General features: G+C 66.0%; 20 protein-coding genes. 13 read left to right on the top strand and 7 right to left on the bottom strand.

The genetic code is table 11. The features are described from left to right. Positions 1-5: 5 nt before the first annotated feature. The 9 genes from uvrC to EDF39_RS13270 all read left to right on the top strand — a co-directional run bounded on the left by uvrC (position 6) and on the right by EDF39_RS13270 (position 8,969). On the top strand, positions 6-1,979 hold the full coding sequence (gene uvrC, locus EDF39_RS13310; protein ID WP_123943838.1) for an excinuclease ABC subunit UvrC: 1,974 nt from the start codon (positions 6-8) through the stop codon (positions 1,977-1,979). A 55-nt stretch (positions 1,980-2,034) separates the two neighbouring features. Then, positions 2,035-2,916 carry an RNase adapter RapZ gene (rapZ, locus tag EDF39_RS13305; RefSeq protein WP_123943836.1) on the top strand — a complete coding sequence of 294 codons (882 nt, stop codon included), beginning with the start codon at positions 2,035-2,037 and terminating at the stop codon, positions 2,914-2,916. Positions 2,917-3,075: 159 nt separating this feature from the next. Continuing rightward, positions 3,076-4,056 carry a DNA-binding protein WhiA gene (gene whiA, locus EDF39_RS13300; protein ID WP_055957811.1) on the top strand — a complete coding sequence of 327 codons (981 nt, stop codon included), beginning with the start codon at positions 3,076-3,078 and terminating at the stop codon, positions 4,054-4,056. A 468-nt stretch (positions 4,057-4,524) separates the two neighbouring features. Next, positions 4,525-5,148 carry a superoxide dismutase gene (locus EDF39_RS13295; RefSeq protein ID WP_123943834.1) on the top strand — a complete coding sequence of 208 codons (624 nt, stop codon included), beginning with the start codon at positions 4,525-4,527 and terminating at the stop codon, positions 5,146-5,148. 109 nt (positions 5,149-5,257) lie between these two features. Further along, positions 5,258-6,262 carry a type I glyceraldehyde-3-phosphate dehydrogenase gene (gene gap / locus EDF39_RS13290; protein ID WP_055957807.1) on the top strand — a complete coding sequence of 335 codons (1,005 nt, stop codon included), beginning with the start codon at positions 5,258-5,260 and terminating at the stop codon, positions 6,260-6,262. A 38-nt stretch (positions 6,263-6,300) separates the two neighbouring features. Next, on the top strand, positions 6,301-7,512 hold the full coding sequence (gene pgk, locus EDF39_RS13285; RefSeq protein ID WP_123943832.1) for a phosphoglycerate kinase: 1,212 nt from the start codon (positions 6,301-6,303) through the stop codon (positions 7,510-7,512). After that, positions 7,506-8,294, top strand: a complete 789-nt coding sequence (tpiA, locus tag EDF39_RS13280; protein ID WP_055957802.1) for a triose-phosphate isomerase — start codon at positions 7,506-7,508, stop codon at positions 8,292-8,294. The genes pgk and tpiA overlap by 7 nt, the downstream gene beginning before the upstream one ends. Positions 8,295-8,349: 55 nt before the next feature. Beyond that, on the top strand, positions 8,350-8,601 hold the full coding sequence (gene secG / locus EDF39_RS13275; protein ID WP_055957799.1) for a preprotein translocase subunit SecG: 252 nt from the start codon (positions 8,350-8,352) through the stop codon (positions 8,599-8,601). Further along, a complete protein-coding gene (locus tag EDF39_RS13270; protein WP_055957795.1) occupies positions 8,601-8,969 on the top strand; it encodes an RNA polymerase-binding protein RbpA in 369 nt (122 codons plus the stop codon). The genes secG and EDF39_RS13270 overlap by 1 nt, the downstream gene beginning before the upstream one ends. 245 nt (positions 8,970-9,214) lie before the next feature. Here EDF39_RS13270 and pgl read toward each other — a convergent pair whose 3' ends face one another. The 6 genes from pgl to tkt form a co-directional block, all read right to left on the bottom strand. After that, the gene (pgl, locus tag EDF39_RS13265) at positions 9,215-9,985 is read right to left on the bottom strand and encodes a 6-phosphogluconolactonase (protein ID WP_123943830.1); all 771 of its coding nucleotides are present in this window, start codon (positions 9,983-9,985) and stop codon (positions 9,215-9,217) included. A gap of 2 nt (positions 9,986-9,987) precedes the next feature. Beyond that, a complete protein-coding gene (locus EDF39_RS13260; protein WP_055957789.1) occupies positions 9,988-10,938 on the bottom strand; it encodes a glucose-6-phosphate dehydrogenase assembly protein OpcA in 951 nt (316 codons plus the stop codon). After that, complete coding sequence (gene zwf / locus EDF39_RS13255) at positions 10,935-12,491, bottom strand: glucose-6-phosphate dehydrogenase (RefSeq protein WP_123943828.1); 1,557 nt, start codon at positions 12,489-12,491, stop codon at positions 10,935-10,937. Before zwf ends, EDF39_RS13260 begins: the two co-directional genes overlap by 4 nt. A 106-nt stretch (positions 12,492-12,597) precedes the next feature. Further along, complete coding sequence (locus EDF39_RS13250) at positions 12,598-14,211, bottom strand: glucose-6-phosphate isomerase (RefSeq protein ID WP_123943826.1); 1,614 nt, start codon at positions 14,209-14,211, stop codon at positions 12,598-12,600. After that, a complete protein-coding gene (gene tal, locus EDF39_RS13245; protein WP_123943824.1) occupies positions 14,208-15,329 on the bottom strand; it encodes a transaldolase in 1,122 nt (373 codons plus the stop codon). Before tal ends, EDF39_RS13250 begins: the two co-directional genes overlap by 4 nt. Before the next feature lie 24 nt (positions 15,330-15,353). Further along, positions 15,354-17,456 (bottom strand): transketolase, encoded by a 2,103-nt coding sequence (tkt, locus tag EDF39_RS13240; RefSeq protein WP_123943822.1) that lies wholly within the window; start codon positions 17,454-17,456, stop codon positions 15,354-15,356. A gap of 352 nt (positions 17,457-17,808) precedes the next feature. On the opposite strand from tkt, the gene EDF39_RS13235 reads away from it, so the two are divergent. Further along, entirely contained in the window at positions 17,809-18,759 is a 951-nt protein-coding gene (locus tag EDF39_RS13235; RefSeq protein ID WP_123943820.1) for a heme o synthase, read from the top strand. 325 nt (positions 18,760-19,084) lie between these two features. Here EDF39_RS13235 and EDF39_RS13230 read toward each other — a convergent pair whose 3' ends face one another. After that, positions 19,085-20,047: a heme A synthase gene (locus EDF39_RS13230; RefSeq protein WP_370275187.1), complete on the bottom strand. Its 963-nt coding sequence runs from the start codon at positions 20,045-20,047 to the stop codon at positions 19,085-19,087. Between the two features lie 239 nt (positions 20,048-20,286). Between EDF39_RS13230 and sufB the strand changes: the two genes are divergently transcribed. Genes sufB through EDF39_RS13215 form a run of 3 tightly spaced genes read left to right on the top strand, consistent with a single transcriptional unit; the run spans position 20,287 to position 23,450 of the window. Next, complete coding sequence (gene sufB, locus EDF39_RS13225) at positions 20,287-21,705, top strand: Fe-S cluster assembly protein SufB (RefSeq protein WP_055961818.1); 1,419 nt, start codon at positions 20,287-20,289, stop codon at positions 21,703-21,705. Further along, positions 21,706-23,103 carry a Fe-S cluster assembly protein SufD gene (gene sufD / locus EDF39_RS13220; RefSeq protein WP_123943818.1) on the top strand — a complete coding sequence of 466 codons (1,398 nt, stop codon included), beginning with the start codon at positions 21,706-21,708 and terminating at the stop codon, positions 23,101-23,103. Next, positions 23,103-23,450, top strand: a complete 348-nt coding sequence (locus tag EDF39_RS13215) for a non-heme iron oxygenase ferredoxin subunit (protein ID WP_123943816.1) — start codon at positions 23,103-23,105, stop codon at positions 23,448-23,450. The genes sufD and EDF39_RS13215 overlap by 1 nt, the downstream gene beginning before the upstream one ends. Positions 23,451-23,491: the final 41 nt, after the last annotated feature.

The raw sequence follows: 23,491 nt of genomic DNA, 5'->3' as shown, positions 1-23,491 counted from the left end.
CGGAGATGTCGAACACTGTCTCCTGGCGCCCCAAGGCGAGCGATATTCCCACCGAGCCCGGTGTGTATCGATGGCGCGACGAGCGCGGTCGAGTGCTCTACGTCGGCAAGGCGAAAAATCTCCGAGCCCGGCTGAGCAACTACTTTGCTCCGCTGCCGTCTCTGCACGAGCGGACTCGACGAATGGTGCTCACTGCCAGGAGTGTCGAGTGGACCACCGTCGGCACCGACATCGAGGCACTCCAGCTCGAGTACACCTGGATCAAGGAGTTCGACCCGCCCTTTAACGTCAAGTTCCGTGACGACAAGTCGTATCCGTTCATGGCGATCACGCTGGCCGACGAGGCGCCCCGCGTGATGGTGACCCGCAACACCCGCATCAAGGGCGCCAAGTACTTCGGCCCGTTCCCGAAGATCTGGGCGGTGCACGACACCATCGACCTGATGATCAAGGTCTTCCCGATCCGCACCTGCTCCGACTCGAGCTACAAGAAGGCCATGGAGACCGGCAAGCCCTGCTTCCCGGGACAGATCGGGCGGTGCGGCGGCCCGTGCTCCGGGCGGGTGACGATCGACGAGCACCGCGTAATCGTCGACGAGTTCGTCCGCTTCATGGGCAGTTACGACCGTCGGGTGATCGCCGACCGACAGAAGCAGATGAAGCTCGCGGCCGAGGAGTTCCGTTACGAAGACGCCGCGAAGTACCGCGATCAGGTCGGCGCCCTCGAAGCGGTCCTCGAGAAATCGGCCGTGGTGCTTCGCGACTCGGTCGACCTCGACCTCTTCGCGGTAGCGGAAGACGAGCTCGCCGCGGCGGTTCAGCTCTTCACGGTCCGGGGCGGTCGCATCCGCGGTGCACGAGCGTGGGTGATCGACAAAGAGATCGAGATCTCGACCGGAGACATCGTCGAGCAGGCTCTCCAAGACGTCTACGCCGCCGGTGCCGAACTCCCGCGTGAGATCGTCGTGCCGACCCTGCCTGACGACTCCGAGGCTCTCGAGGTCTGGCTCTCCAACCTCCGGACGACCGGCAGCACAGACGGCCGGGTCCGAGGGCGTGTGGCTCTGCACACACCTCAGCGGGGCGACAAAGCCAACCTCATGCAGACGGCGTCCAACAACGCCGGCCAGGCCCTGATGCTCTACAAGACCAGACGCAGTGCCGACTTCGCCACTCGTTCGACGGCTCTGGCCGACATTCAAGAGGCTCTCGGCATGGGCGACGCACCGTTGCGGATGGAGTGCTACGACGTGTCGCACCTGCAGGGCACCAATATCGTCGCGTCGATGGTGGTCTTCGAAGACGGCCTTCCTCGCAAAGACCAGTACCGCCGCTTCAGCATCCCTTCCTCGACCGACGACACCGAGTCGATCTACCAGACGCTCACTCGGCGCCTTGCGCGGCTCGACGACGAGACGGCACCGGTCGAAGAAGTGGGGGAGCAGCGCAAGCGTTTCGCGTACCGCCCCAATCTCCTCATCGTCGACGGCGGGCAGCCCCAGGTCGCGGCCGCACAGCGCGCGATGGACGACCTCGGCGTGACCGGGATTCAGCTCTGCGGCATCGCGAAACGACTCGAAGAGATCTGGCTCCCCGACGACGACTTCCCGGTCATCCTGCCTCGCAACTCCGACGCGCTATTCCTCATCCAGCGGATCCGAGACGAGGCGCACCGGTTCGCGATCACGTTCCAGCGGCAGAAGCGCAAGCGCGACATCTCGAGTCAGCTCGCCGAGATACCCGGCTTAGGTGCCACCCGCGTCAGCGTCCTCCTCAAGCACTTCGGGTCGGTGGCGCGCCTCAAGAAGGCCACGGCCTCCGATATCTCCGAGGTGAAGGGCATCGGTCCGAGGCTCGCGGCGAGCATTGTCGAGACGCTGGGCACGGCGTCGCAGCCGGCCACCTCAGAGACAGAACCGGAAGACCACGACGAGCCTCAGGATCCTGCGCTGTCGCCTTCAACACGAGAGACTGTGTGATGCGCGGCCCGGGTAAGCTCGCCCCGTCGTCGAGAAGCCAGCGAGAGGCCCGGCCGTGAGTGAAACCACCGAACAGCAGGACGTCCTGATCGTCACCGGCATGTCGGGAGCGGGGCGGTCGACGGTCGGAAACGCGCTCGAAGACCTCGGCTGGTACGTCGTCGACAATCTTCCTGCGCAGATGCTGCGACCGCTGATCGACCTGGCTGAGCGGGCCGGCGACTCGTTGCCGAAGATCGCGGCCGTCGTCGATGTGCGTGGCGGGCGGCTCTTCTCCGAGGCGCAGGAGGCCGTCCGGGCGTTGCAGGAGTCCATGCCCACGAAGGTCCGGGTGCTGTTCCTCGATGCGACCGATGCGGCGCTCGTGCGCCGGTTCGAGCAGGTCCGCCGACCGCACCCGCTTCAGGGCGACGGCACCCTTCTCGATGGCATTCTGGCCGAACGAAGCCGAATGGAAGAGTTGCGGGAGTCGAGCGACATCGTCGTCGACACGTCCGAACTCAACATCCACCAGCTCGCCACCGTCATCACCGAGCGCTTCGCCGCACCCGAGACTCCGGGCGTGCAGGTGACGGTGCTCAGCTTCGGCTTCAAGTACGGCCTGCCGACCGACGCCGACATGGTCGGCGACGCACGATTCCTGCCCAATCCTTTCTGGGTGCCCGAGCTCCGGCCGCAAAACGGCCTCGACAAGGCAGTCAACGAGTATGTGCTGGGCAAACCGGGAGCCCGCGAGTTCGTCACCGCTTTCGGTGCTGCGCTCGAGCCGGTCATGGCCGGCTATCAGCGCGAAAACAAGAGACACGCTACGATCGCCATTGGCTGCACGGGCGGAAAACACCGATCGGTGACCCTCGTCGGAGAGCTGGCCGCGCACCTGCGCGAGCTCCCCGGAATAGCCGTCAGCGTCAAACACCGCGACCTCGGTCGAGAGTGAGACGGTGATCTCCTCCTGACCGCGACAACCCGGCTCAGGGCCACCACCCGGGCATGACGCCCATGGCCAGAACCCTCGGCCATCCACCTGTTCGATCGAGCAGACCGCCACGACGGCCACCACCCCGGCCGCCCACTCCGACCACGTAAGGAACCACCCTTGGCTCAGACCGCCGACGTCAAAGAAGAACTTGCCCGCGTGGAGGTCTCGAAGACCACGGTGCGGGCCGCCGAAGTGGCCACGGTTCTTCGCTTCGCCGGTGGTCTGCACGTGATCTCCGGGCGCATCGCCGTCGAAGCGGAACTCGACAGCGCGCTGCTCGCCCGCCGAGTCCGCAAAGATCTCGCCGAGCTCTACGGTGCTCGAAGCGACGTCTCGGTCGTCGCCGCCACCGGCCTGCGCCGCACCAGCCACTACCTCGTCCGCGTGCACGAGGCCGGCGAGACCCTCGCACGACAGACCGGCCTCATGGATGCCCGCCGACGTCCTGTCCGCGGCCTCCCGAACCGTCTCACCACCGGCTCCCGCGAAGACCTGGCGGCGATCTGGCGCGGTGCCTTCCTCGCCCAGGGCAGCCTGACCGATCCCGGTCGCTCCGCCGCCCTCGAGGTGATCTGCCCCGGCAACGAGGCGGCTATGGCTCTCGTCGGCGCGGCCGGTCGCCTCGGCATCGCCGCGAAAGCCCGCGAGGTCAGGGGAGTGCATCGCGTCGTGATCCGCGACGGCGAAGCCATCGGCGCCATGCTCAAGCAGATGGGTGCTGCCAAGAGCGTGAGCGACTGGGAGGCCCTCCGTCAGCGACGCGAGGTGCGCGCCACGGCCAACCGCCTCGTCAACTTCGACGACGCCAACCTCCGACGCTCGGCCCAGGCCGCAGTCGCCGCCTGCGCTCGTGTCGACCGTGCGATGGAGATCCTCGGGCCCGACATCCCCGACCACCTCAAATACGCCGGAGAGCTCCGCCTCGCTCACCGCGACGCCAGCCTCGACGAGCTCGGCCACCACGCCGACCCGCCCATGACCAAAGACGCGGTCGCCGGTCGCATCCGACGCCTCCTCGCCATGGCCGACAAGAAGGCCGCCGACGAGGGCATCCCCGGCACCGAAGCGAATCTGCCGGCCGACCTCGATCTCGACTGAACTTATTTGGCCGGCGGAGGTCGGGGTGCCGGACCTCCGACAAGCTCCGGCCACCCGGCACTCCGACCACCGCCAGCCGTATCTTCTTGGCCGGCGGAGGTCGGGGTGCCGGACCTCCGACAAGCTCCGGCCGCCCGGCACTCCGACCACCGCCAGCCGTACCTCTTGGGCCGGTGGAGGTCGGGTGGCGCCGCCGCGAGAGTGCGCAAATGGGCCCCTGCCGAAGCTACCGACGACCACTTGGGCACTGTCGAGGTACCTCGGGTGCCGGGCAGACGAGGATCCAGCACACGTGTGGCGGATCCTGCGCCCCTGGCCCGTCGGCCGCCCCGAGCGTGTCGGAGACCAGCCGCCCTGGCCAATACCGACCAGATCAGCACGACGTTTCCTGAACGTTCGCGTCAGGCCCGATCATCGTTCTCTGAGCCGTCACTAGACTGAAATGACCGCGATAGCTAGGAGACCACCATGGCTGAATACACTCTTCCCGACCTTGCCTACGACTACTCGGCCCTCGCGCCGAGCATCTCGGGCCGCATCATGGAGCTGCACCACTCCAAGCACCACCAGACCTACGTCACCGGCGCGAACACCGCGAACGCCGCCCTCGCCGAAGCACGCGAGACCGGCAACCTCGCGAACGTCAACAAGCTCGAGAAAGACCTCGCGTTCAACCTCGGCGGCCACGTCAACCACTCGATCTTCTGGACCAACATGTCGCCCGACGGCGGCGACAAGCCCATCGGCGACCTCGCCACCGCGATCGACGACCAGTTCGGGTCGTTCGACAAGTTCACCGCCCACTTCACCGCGACCGCCCTCGGCGTCCAGGGCTCCGGCTGGTCGGTGCTCGCCTACGACATCCTCGGCCAGAAGCTCAGCATCTTCCAGCTGTTCGACCAGCAGGGCAACGTGCCCTTCGGCCTCGTGCCGCTGCTGATGCTCGACGTGTGGGAGCACGCGTACTACCTCGACTACCAGAACGTCCGCGCCGACTACGTCAAAGCGTTCTGGAACATCGTCTCGTGGGAGAACGTCCAGACCCGCTACACCGCCGCGACCACCAAAACCGACGGCCTCCTCGTCTTCTAAGACCCGCTGTCGGGCCCCTGCGCTACTGTCGTAGAGGCCAAAAGCCGTCATTTTCAGCATCTAGCCCCACCCACGTGCGTCTTTTGACGCCTGACAACCTGGAGTTCCATTGAGCGTCAAGATCGGCATCAACGGCTTCGGCCGCATCGGCCGTAACTACTTCCGCGCCGCCCTCGCCAAGGGCAGCGACCTCGAGATCGTCGCGGTCAACGACCTGACCGACAACGCAGCCCTCGCCAACCTGCTCAAGTTCGACTCGATCACGGGCCGCCTCGACGCGACCGTCGAGCTCGACGGCGACAGCATCGTCGTCAATGGCAAGCCCATCAAGGTCCTCGCCGAGCGCGACCCCGCCAACCTGCCCTGGGGCGAGCTGGGCGTCGACATCGTCATCGAGTCGACCGGTTTCTTCACCAAGGCCGCCGACGCGCAGAAGCACATCGACGCGGGTGCCAAGAAGGTCATCATCTCCGCTCCCGCCACCGGCGACGACATCACGATCGTCCTCGGCGTCAACGAGGGTCTGTACGACCCCGCCTCGCACAACATCATCTCGAACGCGTCGTGCACCACGAACAGCCTCGCGCCGCTGATGAAGGTGTTCCTCGATAAGTTCGGCGTCGAGCGCGGTCTGATGACGACGGTTCACGCCTACACGGCCGACCAGAACCTCCAGGACGGCCCGCACAGCGACCCTCGTCGCGCCCGTGCCGCCGCTCTGAACATCGTCCCGACCTCGACCGGTGCGGCCAAGGCCATCGGCCTCGTCATCCCGGAGCTCGCCGGCAAGCTCGATGGCTACGCGCTTCGCGTACCCGTGCCCACAGGCTCGATCACCGACGTGACGCTCGAGACCTCGACGCCCGTCACTGTCGACCAGATCAACGCTGCGTACAAAGAAGCTTCCGAGGGCGACCTCAAGGGCATCCTGCTCTACTCCGAAGACCCGCTGGTGTCGAGCGACATCCGCACCGACCCGCACTCGTCGATCTACGACTCGGGCCTGACCAAGGTCATCGGCAACATGGTCAAGATCACGTCGTGGTACGACAACGAGTGGGGCTACTCCAACCGTCTCGTCGACCTCGCCGAGTACGTGGCCGCGAAGCTCTAGTCCCGTTCACCCGCTGCACCTCGACAAGATCTAGGCATATGGCTCTTCGAACCCTCGATTCCCTCGGAACCCTGTCCGGCAAGCGCGTCATCGTCCGTTGCGACTTGAACGTCCCGTTGAAAGACGGAACGATCACCGACGACGGGCGCGTGCGCGCCTCGCTTGGCACTCTGAACACCCTGATCAATGCCGGCGCTCGCGTCGTCGTCATCTCGCACCTCGGTCGACCCGACGGCGAGGTCAAGCCCGAATACAGTCTCGCTCCGGTCGCCCAGCGGCTCAGCGAACTGCTCGGCAAGTCGGTCGGCTTCGCGCCGGAGACGACCGGCCCGGCGACGACCGCCGCTGTCGGCTCACTCGCCGACGGGCAGATCATCGTGCTCGAGAACCTCCGGTTCCAGGCAGCAGAGACCTCGAAGAGCGACGACGAGAGGAAGGCCTTCGCCGAGCAGCTTGCAGCTCTCGGCGAGGCCTTCGTCTCGGACGGCTTCGGTGTCGTCCACCGCAAGCAGGCAAGCGTCTACGATCTGCCGCAGCTCCTGCCGAGCGCGGCCGGAACCCTCATCGAGACAGAGCTCGACGTGCTCGAGCGCCTCACCGAGAAGCCCGAGCGCCCCTACTCGGTCGTGCTCGGCGGCTCGAAGGTCTCCGACAAGCTCGGAGTGATCGAGCACCTCCTGCCACGTGTCGACAACCTCCTCATCGGAGGCGGCATGCTGTTCACGTTCCTGGCGGCTCAGGGCCACTCCGTGGGCAAGAGTCTGCTCGAGACCGACCAGCTCGATCGCGTTCGCGGCTACATCCGCGACGCCGAGGCTCGCGGCGTGAATCTCGTGCTGCCGACCGACGTCGTCGTCGCATCCGGATTCGCTGCCGACGCCGACCACGAGACGGTCGCATCTGACGCGATCGAGTCGACCCGCTTTGGAGCGGACGGCCTCGGGCTCGACATCGGCCCCGACACGGCGTCGGCTTTTGCTGACGTCATCGCCGCGTCGAAGACCGTTTTCTGGAACGGCCCCATGGGCGTGTTCGAGTTCGACGCCTTCGCCGCCGGTACGAAGACGGTTGCTCAGGCGCTGACCGATGTCGATGGCCTGGGCGTCGTCGGGGGAGGCGACTCGGCTTCCGCCGTGCGGGCTCTCGGCTTCACCGACGCTCAGTTCGGCCACATCTCCACCGGTGGTGGAGCAAGCCTCGAATTCCTCGAGGGAAAGAAACTGCCTGGCCTGGAGGTCCTCGGATGGTAACCGCACGCACCCCGTTCATCGCCGGCAACTGGAAGATGAACCTCGACCACCTGCAGTCGATCGCGTTCGTCCAGAAGCTCGCGTGGAGCCTTAAAGACGCCAAGCACGACTTCGCGAAGGTCGAGTCGGCCATCTTCCCGCCGTTCACCGACCTCCGTAGCGTCCAGACGCTGATCGACGCTGACAAACTCGAACTCGAGCTCGGTGCTCAAGACCTCTCCGACAACGACTCGGGTGCCTTCACCGGCGACATCTCAGGAGCCTTCCTCGCTCGACTCGACGTGAAGTACGTGATCGTCGGGCACTCCGAGCGCCGCACGATCCATGGCGAGACCGACGAGGTCGTAGCCGCCAAGGTCGCCGCGGCGCACCGTCACGGCCTCGTGCCGGTGCTGTGCGTCGGCGAGACCGCCGAAGACCTCGAAAAGCACGGGCCGAGCGCTGTGCCCGTCGCACAGCTGAAGGCGGCACTGGCATCCGTTCCGAAGACCGCCGAGATCGTCGTGGCCTACGAGCCCGTCTGGGCCATCGGCTCCGGTCAGGCCGCAACTCCTGACCAAGCACAGCAAGTCTGCGCGGCTCTTCGGGCAACGCTGGTCGACGAGCTGGGGGCCGATGCTGCCGCCTCGACGAGGGTTCTCTACGGCGGCAGCGTCAAGGCGGCAAACATCGCCACCTTCATGCGCGAACCCGACGTCGATGGCGCACTCGTCGGTGGCGCGAGTCTCGACATCACCGAGTTCGCGAGCATCGTCCGCTTCCAGAACCACGTCGGAGTCTGAAACTCCCCGGTCGCGGGCTATAATTGCTGACGGCCCGCCCCTCGAAAGGTTCTCCGTGCAAATACTCCAGGTCGTCCTGCAGGTGGTACTCGGTATCACGAGTCTCCTGCTGACCCTGCTCATCCTTCTTCACCGTGGTCGTGGCGGTGGCCTCTCCGACATGTTCGGCGGTGGCGTCACCAGCAACCTCGGCGCCTCCGGCGTCGCAGAGCGCAACCTCAATCGCATCACGGTCATCCTCGGCCTCATCTGGATCGCGTCGATCGTGGTTCTGGGCCTCATCACCAAGTTTTCGGCAGGTTCGTAATGGCATCAGGCGGTAGCGCAATTCGGGGGTCACGCGTCGGCGCAGGGCCAATGGGCGAACAGGATCGTGGGTTCCAGGCGGAGCGCATCACGATCTCGTACTGGGACGCCCTCGGCAACGAGGTCGTCCGTCACTTCGCGGCCAACGTGCCCGACGAAGAGATTCCCGAGACGGTCGACTCGCCCTCCAGCGGTCTTCCTGCTGGCCGCGACAAAGAGAACCCTCCGGTCGTCGCGAAGCTCGAGCCGTACAAGACGCACCTGGCCTACGTCAAAGAGCGTCGCACCGAAGAAGAGGCTGCTCAGCTTCTCGACGAGGCGCTGCAGGCGTTGCGCGTTCGCCGCGGCAAGGTCCCCGCAAAGAAGTAGTCTGTTTGCCAAGACCCCCGGCTCCGGCCGGGGGTTTTTGCGTGCGCGGGCCCCTTTTCCCGAATTCGAAGGAGAAATCCTCGCCGGCGGCCCCCGATCCGCATGAATTCGTCGGCCCGGTGACGTTTCTCCTTCCAATTCGGCAAGGGGGCGGGCCGGGGCGGCGGGGGACCACCGGGCGGAACGCGAAAAACGAAGGATCCGAGACCAGGGCGGTCTCGGATCCTTCGTTTCGGGGGTCTGACTCAGTAGGTCGACGCGATGAGCTGCTCCGGCACCTCGGCGGCTGCGTCTTTGTCGACGAAGAACACCGTGCGCTTGCGACCCTTGACGCCCGCGACCGGAACCTGGTCGGCGCCGGCACCGGCGAGGGCAAGCCCGAGCGACGAGGCCTTCTCGGCGCCCGCGAGGATCATCCACACCCGCTGCGAGTTGTTGATCGCCGGGAGGCTCAGCGTGAGGCGCACCGGCGGCGGCTTCGGGCTGTCGTCGATCGTGAGCACGGTCGGCGTCGTCATGCTGATCTGCGGCTTGTCGGGGAACAGCGACGCGATGTGCCCGTCGGGTCCGACTCCGAGGAGCGTGATGTCGAAGCGGGGAGACTCGTCGTCACCCTGCGCGTGCTCTTTGAGCTCGGCCACGTAGGCGGCGGCAGCGTCGTCGACGGTGGGGTACTCGCCGACCGCACCGAAGCGGTGTACGTTCTCGGCAGGTACGCCGATGTGGTCGAGGAGGTCGGCCCCGTTTGCGCGATCGTTGCGGTCGTCAGAACCCGCTTCGACCCACCGCTCGTCAGACCACCAGAACGAGACCTTCGACCAGTCGACGCTGTCGCGCGCCTCGGAGCGGTTGATGGCTGCCAGCACGAGTGTGCTAACCGACCCTCCGCTCAAGACAACGGACGCGTAGTCCTGTTCTTCGATCACGTCGATGATCTTGGTGATGAATCGAGCGGCAACGGATGCGCCCAGGTTCTGTTTGTCGGGGTGAACTAGCACCCGTCGATCGTTCGTCACACTCAGTTGCTTTCTTGGTCGTCGCGCAATTGCTTCACGCCCGTCATCACGACATTCCCAAAGAGGGAGTCGGGGTCGAGTCTACGGAGTTCCTCGGCCAGGCAATCGCGCAGGCTACGGCGTGGCAACGACAGGTCGTGGACGGGTTGTCCGGGCTGCGAAAGAGTCGCCACGTTGACGACCGATCGGTCGAGCTCGATGACGCCGGAGGCACGGTGCAGACGTACGCCGTGGATGCCGCTCGAGCCGGTGGCGCGTGTCGTCATCTCGTGGCGCACGGGAACCTGGAGCTGCAATCGGAGCCACGCGGCCAGAAGCAGCGTCGAGGGGGAGTCCATCGCACCGGCGACCTCCACCTCGTTGACGGGCTCGTACGGCGGCTGGTCGAGGGCGGCCGCGAGCTGGGTGCGCCAGAGTGTGAGCCGCGTCCACGCGAAGTCGGTGTCGCCGGGCGCATAGGTGTCGGCGAGATCGATAATCGACTGGCGGGGGTTGTCTTGAGCGGCGGCGTCGGTGATGCGCCGCTGCGCGATTCGGCCGAGGGGCGACTCAGAGACGATGGCCGGTGCCTTGCCCGGCCACCACGCGACGACGGGGGCGTCGGGCAGCAGAAGACCCGTGACGAGACCCTCCTCGTCGGACGACATCTCTCCGTAGGCGCGGAGGAGGATGACCTCACTCGCCCCGGCGTCACCGCCGACGCGGATCTGGGCGTCGAGTCGAGGTTCGTCGTGCCCCGTCGGCTCGTCGGCCGTCGAGATGACGATCACGCGCATGGGGTGCTCGCGCGACGCTTCGTTGGCGGCCTCGATGGCCTCTTCTTCGTGACCGAGGTTGGTCGAGATCACGAGGGTGAGCACACGGCCCAGAGCGACGACGCCGCCCTCCTCGCGGATCTTGACCAGCGCCTTCGAGACGTGGCTAATGGTGCTGTCGGGCAGATCGACGATCATGGTCGCCTCCAGGTACGGCCGTCGCGGGCCATGAGTTCGTCGGCGGAGCTCGGGCCCCAGGTGCCGGGTCGGTATTGATCGGGCTGGCCTTGCTTGGCCCAGAACTCCTCGATGGGATCGAGGATCTTCCAGGAGAGCTCCACCTCTTCGTGACGCGGAAAGAGCGGCGGGTCGCCCAGCAGGACGTCGAGGATCAGGCGCTCGTAGGCTTCGGGGCTCGCCTCGGTGAACGCGTGGCCATAGCCGAAGTCCATCGTGACATCGCGCACCTGAGTTCCGATTCCGGGCACCTTCGAGCCGAACCGGAGAGTCACACCCTCATCGGGCTGCACTCTGATGACCAGGGCGTTCTGCCCGAGCTCGGCTCCGTCGCCGAGACCGAAGACATTCTCGGGAACGCGCTTGAAGACCACGGCGATCTCGGTCACGCGGCGACCCAGGCGCTTGCCGGCTCGGAGGTAGAAGGGCACGCCCGACCAGCGACGGGTGGCTATCTCGAGCTTGATGGCCGCAAAGGTCTCGGTGACCGACTCGGGGTTCATTCCGGCCTCGTCGAGGAACCCGAGGACCTTCTCGCCACCCTGCCAGCCACCCGCGTACTGGCCGCGGGCCGTCCCGGCAGCGAGATCGGCGGGGATGCGGACCGCGGAGAGCACTCTCTCTTTCTCCGCTCGCAGATCGCGGGCGTTGAAGCTGACCGGCTCCTCCATCGCGGTGAGGGCGAGAAGCTGGAGCAGGTGGTTCTGGATCACATCGCGTGCGGCACCGATGCCGTCGTAATAGCCCGCTCGGCCGGCGACGCCGATGTCTTCGGCCATCGTGATCTGCACGTGGTCTACGTACTTACTGTTCCACAGTGGTTCGTACATCTGGTTCGCGAACCGGAGCGTCAAGAGGTTCTGGACCGTCTCCTTGCCGAGGTAGTGATCGATGCGGAACACCGAATCGGGCTCGAAGACGGTTTCGACGACGGCGTTCAACTCACGCGCCGTCTTCAGGTCACTGCCGAACGGCTTCTCGATGACCACACGACGCCAGGGCTTCTCGCCATTCGCGTCGACGCTGTCGTCGGTGAGCCCCGAGTTGCGAAGCTGCTCGGTGACGAGCGGGAAGAACTTCGGCGGGATCGACAGGTAGAACGCGTGGTTGCCCATCGTGCCCCGCTCGACGTCGAGCGTGTCGATCGTCTGCTTGAGCTCGGCGAACGCATCGGCGTCGTCGAATGAACCCTGGACGAACCGGATCCCCTCTTTGAGCTGGCGCCAGACGTCTTCGTCGAAGGGCGTACGCGCGTGCTCCTTGACCGCCTCGTACACGACCTGCTCGAAGTCCTGGTCTTCCCATTCACGTCGGGCGAAGCCGACGAGTGCGAACCCCGGGGGGAGGAGGCCGCGGTTAGCCAGGTCGTAGACGGCCGGCATGAGCTTCTTGCGGGACAGGTCGCCTGTCACGCCGAAGATGATGAGGCCGCTCGGACCGGCGATGCGGTTGAGTCGACGATCGGAGGGCAACCGCAGCGGGTTGAACTCCGGAGTGATTTCCACCGGTGCCATGTGAGTATTCATCGTCCTTGCGTCGTCGTGGTCGGCTGCGACCGGAATGGGGTCGGGCCCTCTCACACGAAGGCGAGCACGAGGTCGACCCGCGCCCGCCTTCGGATCAGCGCAGTGCGCTGAGAATTACGGGAAGTGCTTCCGCCACATCCGTCACCGTGAGGGTCAGGACGGGACGGCCGTGCTCGGCGAGCACTGCTGCGTCGCCCGCGGCTTGAGCGGCCACGAGAGCGCCGAACGTGAAGCTGCTGTTCGGAATCTCGAGGTCGACCCCGGGGGTCTGCGTGATCTGAAGGAAGACCCCGTTGGCCGGGCCGCCCTTGTGGTACTGGCCGGTCGAGTGCAGGAACCGAGGCCCCCACCCGAACGTGACCGGGCGCCCGGTTCTCTCCGCGAGCACGTCGCGCAGGCCGACGACCTCGGGATTCTCGAACCGGTCGATGTAGGCGTGAAGGGCGACGTATCCGTCGCCAGTCAGGTGTGCCAGCAAGGCAGCTACCGCGGATGAGACCGACTCACCCGGCTCAAGGCCTGGGCTCGTACGAACCTCGATGCCGTCCGTGACCATCGCAGACTGCGAAAGCGCCGCGGATACAGGAGCGGGAGAGCCGTCGAGCAGCGCACGCGTAGCCGCTTTGGCCGACTCGACGTCAGGCTGGTCGAACGGGTTGACGCCGAGGAGGCGTCCGGCCACTGCAACCGCGTACTCCCACACCAGAAACTGTGCCCCGAGGGATCCTGAGATCTCGACCTCTCCGGGGGAGACCTCGCGGGTCTCTTCGGTCGAGCCGACGAGCCGAATCACCTGGACGTCGTTGAGACCGGCCGTGATTTCGGGGGCGTCGACGCCGACCACCACGGGCAGGAGCCCGCGACCGTTCTTACCCGTCGACTCGGCGATCAACTGCTCTGCCCAGTCGGGGAAGCCTTGCAGGTGCGTGCCGTCGGCGACGAGCACGATCTTGTCGCGCAGGGGAGTGGTACCCGCGAGAACGGCCCCGAGCACGAGACCGGGGTTGTCGGGTCGATCCTGAGCGAGCTCGACCGTGACGGCGTCCGCCTCGGCAAGGAGCTCCTCGATGTCTGCTCCCGCGAGACCAGCAGGAACGAGCCCGAAAGCCGAAAGGGCCGAATAGCGCCCACCGATGTTCGGATCCGCCGCAAAGACCTCGTAGCCGGCCGCGCGAGCCGACTCGTCGAGCGGCGAGCCGGGGTCGGTGACCACGACGATGCGATCGGCGAGGTCGGTGAAGCCGGCGTCGGAGAATGCCTTCTCGAACACGGATCGTGCACTGGCCGTCTCGACGGTCGATCCGGACTTCGATGAAACGATCAGCACCGTGTGCTCGAGGTCGTCGTTCAGGGCCGAGAGAACCTGCCCCGGCACCGTGGCATCGAGCACGGTGAGATCGACGCCGTAGGTGCGAGAAATGACCTCGGGGGCGAGCGAGGATCCGCCCATCCCTGCCAACACGAAGTGCGTGAGCCCCTTGGCCGTGAGCTTCTCGCGAAGCGCAAGGATCCGGGGGACTACTTCAGCCGAGGACGCCACGGACTCGGTCCAGCCGAGTCGCGTGGAAGCCTCGTGCTCGGCGTCAGGACCCCAGAGGCTGGGATCCTGAACCGTGATGCCCGACGCGACCAGGTCGCGCACGAGCGAGGGGACGACGGACCCGACTGCAGCAGCAGCCGGGCCCGACGCGGTTAGAGCAATGGTCACTTAGCGGATTCCAGCGCCGCCGTCACGGTGTCGAGGAGCTCGTTCCAGGAGACGATGAACTTGTCGACGCCCTCCGACTCGAGCACACTGACGACGTCGTCATACGAGACGCCCTGGGCCGCGATGGCGTCCATGACCTCGTTGGCGGCGGCGTAGGAGCCCGTGATGGTGTCGCCCGCGATGACGCCGTGGTCGAAAGTGGCCTCAAGGGTCTTCTCCGGCATGGTGTTGACGACGTCGGCCGCCACGAGCTCGACCACGTAGGTGGTGTCGAGGACGTTGGGGTCTTTCACGCCGGTCGATGCCCACAGCGGGCGCTGCTTGTTCGCACCCTCGGCGAGAAGGCCGGCAGCGCGCTCGGTTGCGAAGGCCTGACCGTAGACCTCGTAGGCCAGCTGAGCGTTCGCGACGCCCGCCTTGCCCTTGAGTGCCTTCGCCTCGTCCGTTCCGACGGCGTCGAGACGCTTGTCGATCTCGGTGTCGACACGCGACACGAAGAAAGAGGCGACCGAGTGGATCTTCGAGAGGTCTTTGCCAGCGGCCTTCGCCTGCTCGAGACCGGTCAGGTAGGCGTTGATGACGGCACGGTAGCGCTCGAGCGAGAAGATTAACGTGACGTTGACGCTGATGCCCTCGGCGATGACGGCGGTGATGGCCTCGAGGCCCTCGATGGTCGCCGGGATCTTGATGAGGACGTTCTCTTTGTTGACCTTGTCGAACAGCTGCTTGGCCTGGCTGATCGTGCCGGCGGCGTCGTGCGCCAGACCGGGCTCGACCTCGATCGAGACGCGGCCGTCGAAGCCATTCGTGGCGTCGTAGATCGGCTTGAAGACGTTGCACGCGTCGGCGACGTCGTCGGTGGTGATCTCGAAGACGGCGTCGGTCACACCGGTGCCAGCCTTGGCCAGCTCGGCGACCTGCTCGTCGTAGGCCTCGCCCTTGGCGAGAGCCGACGCGAAGATCGTCGGGTTGGTCGTGACGCCGACGACGTTGCGCTCGGCGATGATCTTCTGCAGACCCTCCGACTTGATGCGCTCGCGCGACAGGTCGTCGAGCCAAATGCTCACGCCAGCGGCGGAGAGCTGGGCGGTGGGGGTGGTTGCTGTGGTGTCAGTCATTGCTGTTCTTCTTTCTGCGGGCGCTCAGTGAGCGGCCAGCGAGTCCAGGCTGTCTTTGGCTGCGGCTACCGCAGCCTCGGTCGTGATGCCGAACTTCTGATAGAGAGTCTTGTAGTCGGCCGAGGCACCGAAGTGCTCGATCGAGACGCTGCGACCGGCGTCACCGACGATGCCCTTCCAGGGCATCGCCACGCCGGCCTCGATGGACACGCGCGCCTTGACAGCGGTCGGGAGCACCGACTCCTTGTATTCGTCGCTCTGCTCGTCGAACCATTCGAGGCTCGGAGCAGAGATGACGCGGGCGTTGATTCCCTCGCCACGAAGCACCTCGCGGGCCTCGACAGCGATCTGGACCTCAGAACCGGTGGCGATGAGGAGCACGTCGGGGGTTCCGCCCGGCGCCTCGGCCAGCACGTAAGCACCCTTGGCAACATTCTTCGCCGAGGCGAAGGTCTCTCCGGTGGCGTCACCGTCACCGCGCTCGAAGACCGGGAGGTTCTGGCGGCTGAGCGCGAGACCGGCCGGGCCGTTGAAGCGCTGCAGGATCGTGAGCCACGCGTAGGCCGTTTCGTTGGCGTCGGCAGGGCGGACCATCGAGAAGTCGGGGATCGCACGAAGGGCGGCGAGCTGCTCGACCGGCTGGTGCGTCGGGCCGTCTTCACCGAGGGCGACGGAGTCGTGAGTCCACACGTAGGTGACCGGCGCCTTCATGAGCGCGGCGAGACGAACGGCCGGACGCATGTAGTCGGAGAAGATCAGGAACGTGCCACCGAAGGGGCGCGTGTTGCCGTGCAGGACGATTCCGTTGAGGATCGATCCCATGGCGTGCTCGCGGATGCCGAAGTGGAGAACGCGGCCGTAGGGGTCGCCGCTCCACTCGTGGGTCGACCACTCGGTCGGCACGAACGACTTCGCACCCTTGATCGACGTGAGGTTCGACTCGGCGAGGTCGGCGGAACCGCCCCAGAACTCGGGGAGGACACCGGCAATGCCGTTGATGACCTGGCCGGAAGCGGCACGGGTCGAGACCTCTTTGCCGGATTCGAAGACCGGGAGGGCTTCTTCGAGGCCCTCGGGGAGGTCGCCGGCGAGGATGCGGTCGAGGAGGACCTTCTTCTCGGGGTTGGCAGCGGCCCACGCGTCGAGCTTGGTGTTCCACTCGGCGTGCAATGCCTGGCCGCGCTCGACGGCCTTGCGGGTGTGAGACAGAACCTCGGGGTCGACGTCGAACGACTTCTCGGGGTCGAACTCGAGGAAGCGCTTGAGGCCGGCGATCTCGTCTTTACCGAGAGCGGAGCCGTGCGACTTGCCCGAACCCTGCTTGGTCGGGGACGGCCAGGCGATGATGGTCTTGAGGATGATCAGCGACGGCTTGTCGGTGATTCCCTTGGCGCGCTCGATGGCGTCGTGCAGTTCGGCGACGTCTTCGACGTACTCGCCGGTCTTCTTCCAGTCGACGACCTGGACATCCCAGTCGTAGGCCTCGAAGCGCTTGTGCACGTCTTCGGTGAAGGCGATGTTGGTGTCGTCCTCGATCGAGATCTGGTTCGAGTCGTAGATCGCGATGAGGTTACCGAGCTGCTGGTGGCCTGCGAGCGAGGCGGCCTCGCTGGTGACGCCCTCCTGCATGTCGCCGTCGCCGGCGATCACGTAGACGAAGTGGTCGAACGGGCTCGTGCCGGCGGCAGCCTCGGGGTCGAACAGACCGCGCTCGAAGCGGGCCGCGTAGGCGAAGCCCACCGAGCTTGCGAGACCCTGACCCAGGGGGCCGGTGGTGATCTCGATGCCGTCGGTGTGGCCGTACTCGGGGTGACCGGGAGTCTTGGAACCCCAGGTGCGGAGCGCCTCGAGGTCTTCGAGCTCGAGGCCGTAGCCACCGAGGTAGAACTGGATGTACTGCGTCAGCGACGAGTGGCCGACAGACAGGATGAAGCGGTCGCGCCCGATCCAGGTGCTATCGCTGGGGTCGCGCGCCATGACCTTCTGGAAGAGCAGATAAGCAGCGGGAGCAAGGCTCATCGCCGTACCCGGGTGACCGTTTCCCACCTTCTCAACCGCATCGGCCGCGAGAACGCGGACAGTGTTCACTGCCTTGTTGTCAATGGATTCCCATTGCAGATCTGCCACTTGAAGATGACCCTTCTTGATGCGAGATTGCGCGGGTGTCGTTCCCGCACTGACATGCCTACCGAGGCGCCTTCGACTCAGTCCGGGTGTGTTCCCTGGGCCTGCTGCCGGGCATACTTCTAGGGCGACATCGACACGAACGTGGGATCGGCGCCCTGGGCCCTGCAACTGGCAAGCAACTCCCAGCATAGCGACGTGCACTGTCACAGCGCCCGTCGAACGGCCAGGAACAGCCCCTGATCGCCACATTCATCGCCTACACTTGCTATGGCTTCGGTTTCGCCAGGCACTGCTCTGCCTCCGGCGATTCTTCGCGGCCCGTGCCTGAAACGGCCCAGCAATCAGAGGATGTATGACAACCCATAGCGCTTTGACCACTCCCACCGACTCGCAGCCCGCGGTATCTTCCGCCAAGCGAATCGGCGTCAAACGCAAGTTCCGCGCCTACGTCTCGCTGACGAAGCCGCGTGTGATGGAGCTGCTGCTCGTCACCACCATTCCCACGATGTTCCTTGCCGAGGGGGGTATTCCGAGTCTTTGGCTCGTCGTGGCCACCCTGATCGGCGGGGCCCTGAGCGCCGGCTCGGCGTCGTCCTTCAACTGCTACATCGACCGAGACATCGACCGCGTCATGAAACGGACCAAAGACCGGGCCCTCGTTACGGGTGATGTCTCCGACCGCGAAGCGCTCATCTTCTCGTACGTCATGGGCGTCGCGTCCATCGCCTGGCTCGCGTACACCGTCAACCTGATCTCCGCGGCACTGTCGCTGTTCGCGATCCTGTTCTACGTGTTCGTCTACACGCTCTGGCTCAAGCGCCGCACGCCGCAGAACATCGTCTGGGGCGGAATCGCCGGCTGCATGCCCGTCCTGATCGGCTGGGCCGCAGTCACCGGCTCGCTGACCTGGGCGCCCGTCATCCTGTTCGCCGTCATCTTCCTCTGGACTCCGCCGCACTACTGGCCTCTGTCCATGCGGTACCGCGACGACTACGCCTCCGTCGACGTGCCCATGCTCGCCGTGGTCCGCGGCCGAGCCCACGTCGGCCTGCAGGTGATCCTCTACGCGTGGGCCACCGTCGTCTGCTCGCTCCTCCTCATCCCGGTCGCCCACATGGGTGTGCTCTACACGGTCGTTGCGCTGGCGAGCGGTGCCTGGTTCGTCGTCGAGTCGCACCGTCTCTACAGCCGGGCGATCACCCAGGTGGCCGAGGTCAAGCCGATGAAGGTCTTCCACGCCTCCATCACCTACCTGACGCTGCTGTTCCTGGCCGTCGGCATCGACCCGCTGCTCCCCTTCTAGTTCGTAGCGCGGCGCGCCGCCGCAGCGCCGGACCTCCAACAAGCTCCGGTCGTCCGGCGGTGCGGCAGCTCGCCACCCCCAGCCGTTCGGCGGTGCAGCAGTTCGCCACCACCGGTCGTCGAGTGGCGGGCGCGCCCGAATTCGAAGGAAAAACCGCCGGACGCCGACCAGTTCATGCGGATCGGCGAAGGTGCGCCCCGCGTTTCTCCTTCAAATTCGGAAGACAGGCGGGTGCGACAGAGGGGAGCCCGGCGCACAACAGGCCGTCAAGAGCGGCAGAGGCGCAGGATCCTGCGGCCCGCCGCTCGACACGAGCCCCGCAGCGCTACGCAGCGATAGTCGCTGCCTCCGGCACCGGCTTCGTGAGGTCGGCGTCGCTCTCGAGCGTGTGCGTGACCGCCGTCATCGCTGCGACGAGGAGCCCGGCGAGCACGAGGTGCACGCCGACGAGGAACGGCGGCAGACCGGTATTGGCCTGAATGAGCCCCACGGTGATCTGGAGGACCTCGACGGCGAGGAGGAGGAGGGGGAACAGCCGGGGGAGCCCGAGTCGAATCGCGCCCACCACGAGGGCGAGCGTCAGCACGAAGACCGCGAACGCCGGCACCGCGTGCAGCGTCTCGATGAGCTTGGGGTCGAACCCGTTGCGATGGGTGTTCTCATCGCCGGCGTGGGGGCCGGCCCCCGTGGTCAGGATGCCGAGCACGACCGTGATGGCGACGAAGACCGCGGCGACTCGCGTGGTGAGCGCGTACCACGGGGGAGTCGCGGCCGAGGTGCCGCGCGGCCCGTGATAGACGCGGTAGACGAGAGTCGCCGTGATGCGGACCAGGACCATCGAGACGATGAAATGCGACCCCACGACGTAGGGGTTGAGTTTGGCCAGGACGCTGATGCCGCCGAGAACCGCCTGGAACGGGATGCTGAGTGCCTGGATGAGCGTGAGCCAGAACAGGTCGCGTCGCACCTTCCGCATGCGGAACACGGCGAAGAAGGCGAGGATCACGATGATGACGAGGACGAACGTCAGAAGCCGGTTGCCGAACTCGATGATGCCATGGAAGCCCATCTCGGGTGTCGTGACGATCGACCCGGCGGTGCACTCGGGCCAGGTCGGGCAGCCGAGGCCGGAGCCGGTGAGGCGGACGAGGCCGCCGGTGCCGACGAGCAAGAGTTGACAGGCCAGAGACGCCCAGGCGATGAACCGGACACGCCGGTCGATCCGAGCCGGGAGCCACGACCAGACTCGGGCGATGACGCCCATCGACGTTGCCTGTGCATTGCTCACGGATTGCTGTCCTTCGTTACTTTTGGATGCCTGGCCTGTAGCATTGTGGGGTTCAGGAACACACCCGGTTTCGGTGCGTCGACGCAGACCACAGATCTCTCGGTCTCGAGTGTAGAGACATCGATCTGGGTGGTCGCCCCTGAATACCGACTCCTCTCGCAGCTGCGAGACCGAGTCCCGCCCGCCAGGGAATGTCGCAACGAACGTATCGGTTCGAGACGACGAAGAAAGAGGTAGGTATGTCTGACGTGTTGATCGACCGCCCGGAGCTCGCAGGACTGGGCCAGTACGAGTTCGGCTGGGCCGACTCCGATGCCGCTGGCGCATCCGCGCGCCGTGGCGTGAACCCCGAGGTCGTGACCGACATCTCGAACCTCAAGAGCGAACCCGAGTGGATGCTCAAGAACCGCCTTAAGGGTCTCGCCCTGTTCGAGCGCAAGCCCATGCCCACCTGGGGCGCCGACCTCTCTGGCATCGACTTCGACAACATCAAGTACTTCGTGCGGTCGACCGAGAAGCAGGCCGGCAGCTGGGAAGAGCTGCCCGACGACATCAAGGCGACCTACGAGAAGCTCGGCATCCCCGAGGCCGAGCGCAACCGCCTCGTCGCCGGCGTCGCCGCCCAGTACGAGTCCGAGGTCGTCTACCACCAGATCCGCGAAGACCTCGAAGAGCAGGGTGTCATCTTCATGGACACCGACACGGCTCTTCGTGAGCACCCCGAGTTCTTCCAGGAGTACTTCGGCACCGTGATCCCGGCCGGCGACAACAAGTTCGCCGCGCTCAACACGGCTGTCTGGTCTGGCGGATCCTTCGTCTACGTTCCGAAGAACGTCCGGGTCGAGATTCCCCTTCAGGCCTACTTCCGTATCAACACGGAGAACATGGGCCAGTTCGAGCGCACCCTGATCATCGCCGACGAGGGCAGCTACGTGCACTACATCGAGGGCTGCACGGCTCCGATCTACAAGAGCGACTCGCTGCACTCGGCCGTCGTCGAGATCATCGTCAAGAAGAACGCCCGCGTTCGCTACACGACGATCCAGAACTGGTCGAATAACGTCTACAACCTCGTCACGAAGCGCGCCATCGCCCACGAGGGCGCCACCATGGAGTGGATCGACGGCAACATCGGCTCCAAGGTGACGATGAAGTACCCCTCCATCTACCTCGCTGGTGAGCACGCCAAGGGCGAGACCCTCTCTGTCGCGTTCGCGGGCCCCGGCCAGCACCAGGATGCCGGCGCGAAGATGATCCACATGGCGCCGTACACGACGTCGTCGATCGTCTCCAAGTCGATCGCCCGTGGCGGTGGCCGAGCCGGCTACCGCGGCGAGGTCCGCGTCGACGAGGGTGCGCACCACTCCGCCAACACGGTTCGCTGCGACGCGCTCCTGGTCGACACCATCTCGCGCTCCGACACCTATCCGGCGATCGATATCCGCATCGACGATGTCCAGCTCGGCCACGAGGCGACCGTCTCCCGGGTGAGCGAAGAGCAGCTCTTCTACTTGATGTCGCGCGGAATGGCCGAAGACGAGGCCATGGCCATGATCGTCCGAGGCTTCATCGAGCCCATCGCCCGCGAGCTCCCGATGGAGTACGCACTCGAATTGAACAAGCTCATCGAGATGAGCATGGAAGGATCCGTCGGCTAGATGTCCGCCACTCCCGCAACGACCGACACATCCACGCCGATCGACGAAGCGGCGGTGCCGAACGGTGCCGTCGTGCCCGGCTCTGCGGCGCACACCGACGGGGCCTGGGCCGACAGGCCCATCCCCGTCCAGACCCGCTCCGGCCGATTCGCCTCGACCGACCCGGCGGCCTTCCCGGCCGTCACCGGCCGCGAGGTCAACTGGAAGCTGAGCCCGGTCCAGGCGCTCCGTCCTCTCATCGACGGTCCGCTCGACGGCTCCCCGTACGCCTATCTGGCCCGCGAGACGCCCGGTGCGTCCGTCGACTGGGTGACACCGGAGCACGAGCTCGTCGGCACTGCCGGCACGCCCGAAGACAAGGCCTCGGCCAACGCCTGGGCGAGCACCGAGAACGTCCTGCTCGTGACCGTCTCCGGCGACGAGCCGACATCGATCACGGTCGGTCGTTCGGGCCTCGACACCGCGCCGCGCGCCGGCCACACGGTCATCCACGCCAAGCCGAACTCGACCGGTCTCGTCATCCTCCAGAACTCCGGAGATGCGCAGCTCGTCGAGAACGTCGAGATCGTGGTCGACGAGGGTGCTCACCTCACGGTGGTCAGCGTGCAGGAGTGGAACGACTCCGGCGTCCACCTCTCGAGCCACTTCGCCAAGATCGGCCGCGACGCACAGCTCAAGCACTTCGTCGTGAGCCTCGGCGGCTCCATCGTGCGGGTCAACCCGTCGGCGCACCTCGCGGCGCAGGGTGCCGACGCCGACCTCAACGGCGTGTACTTCGCCGATGCGGGGCAGCACCTCGAGCAGCAGGTCTACGTCAATCACGACGCCCCCAACACCAAGAGCCGCGTGAACTACAAGGGCGCTCTTCAGGGCGAGGGTGCACGGACGGTCTGGATCGGCGACGTCCTCATCGGGCGCACGGCCCCCGGCACCGACAGCTACGAGCAGAACCGCAACCTCGTTCTCTCCGAGGGCACCCGCGCCGATTCGATCCCGAACCTCGAGATCGAGACCGGTGACATCATGGGCGCCGGCCACGCGTCGGCCACCGGCCGCTTCGACGACGAGCACCTGTTCTACCTCGAGTCGCGCGGCATTCCCGAAGAAGAAGCGCGCCGCATCGTCGTGCTCGGCTTCCTCAGCGAGATCGTCCAGCACATCGGTGAGCCCGCCCTGCAGGAGCGCCTGATCGCGGCTCTCGAGGCCGAGCTCGCAGACGGCGCAGATGCGCGCTCGGCTGCGAACGCGGCGGGCAGCTCGACGGCAGCGCGACGTTCTCCGTACGTCGACTCGCAGCCCGGTGCCGCCGTCGCGACGGGCACCGACCACGTGTCGAGCGAGCCCGATGTCGCAGCCGGAGTCACCGGTGAGGGCACGGCACCCGGAGGCACGCACTGATGGCTACGACACCTGTGGGGCAGCGGGTCTGCGCCGAGGCCGACGTCAGCGTGTCCGAGGCCCTGCGAGTCGTGGTCGACGGAATCCCCGTCGCCGTGGTTCGCGACTCGGCGGGGCAGTTGCACGCCCTCGGCGACACCTGCACCCATGGCGACATCTCACTCTCCGAGGGGTTCGTCGAAGACGACACCCTGGAGTGCTGGGCCCACGGCTCGAAGTTCGAGCTGACCACCGGCAAGCCGCTCACCCTTCCCGCCTACGAACCCGTGCCGGTCTTCCCGGTCACGGTCGTCGACGGTGACGTCTGGATCGACACCACACCGGTCACGGCACCTCCGGTCGCGTAGCGGCCTCCCGATCTTCAGCTCCAGATTCAACTAAAGGAACA

It is taken from the genome of Frondihabitans sp. PhB161, from assembly GCF_003814635.1.
Classification (GTDB): Bacteria; Actinomycetota; Actinomycetes; order Actinomycetales; family Microbacteriaceae; genus Frondihabitans.
Note: the sequence above shows the minus strand (reverse complement) of the source record. Positions and strands in the feature narration are given on the sequence as shown.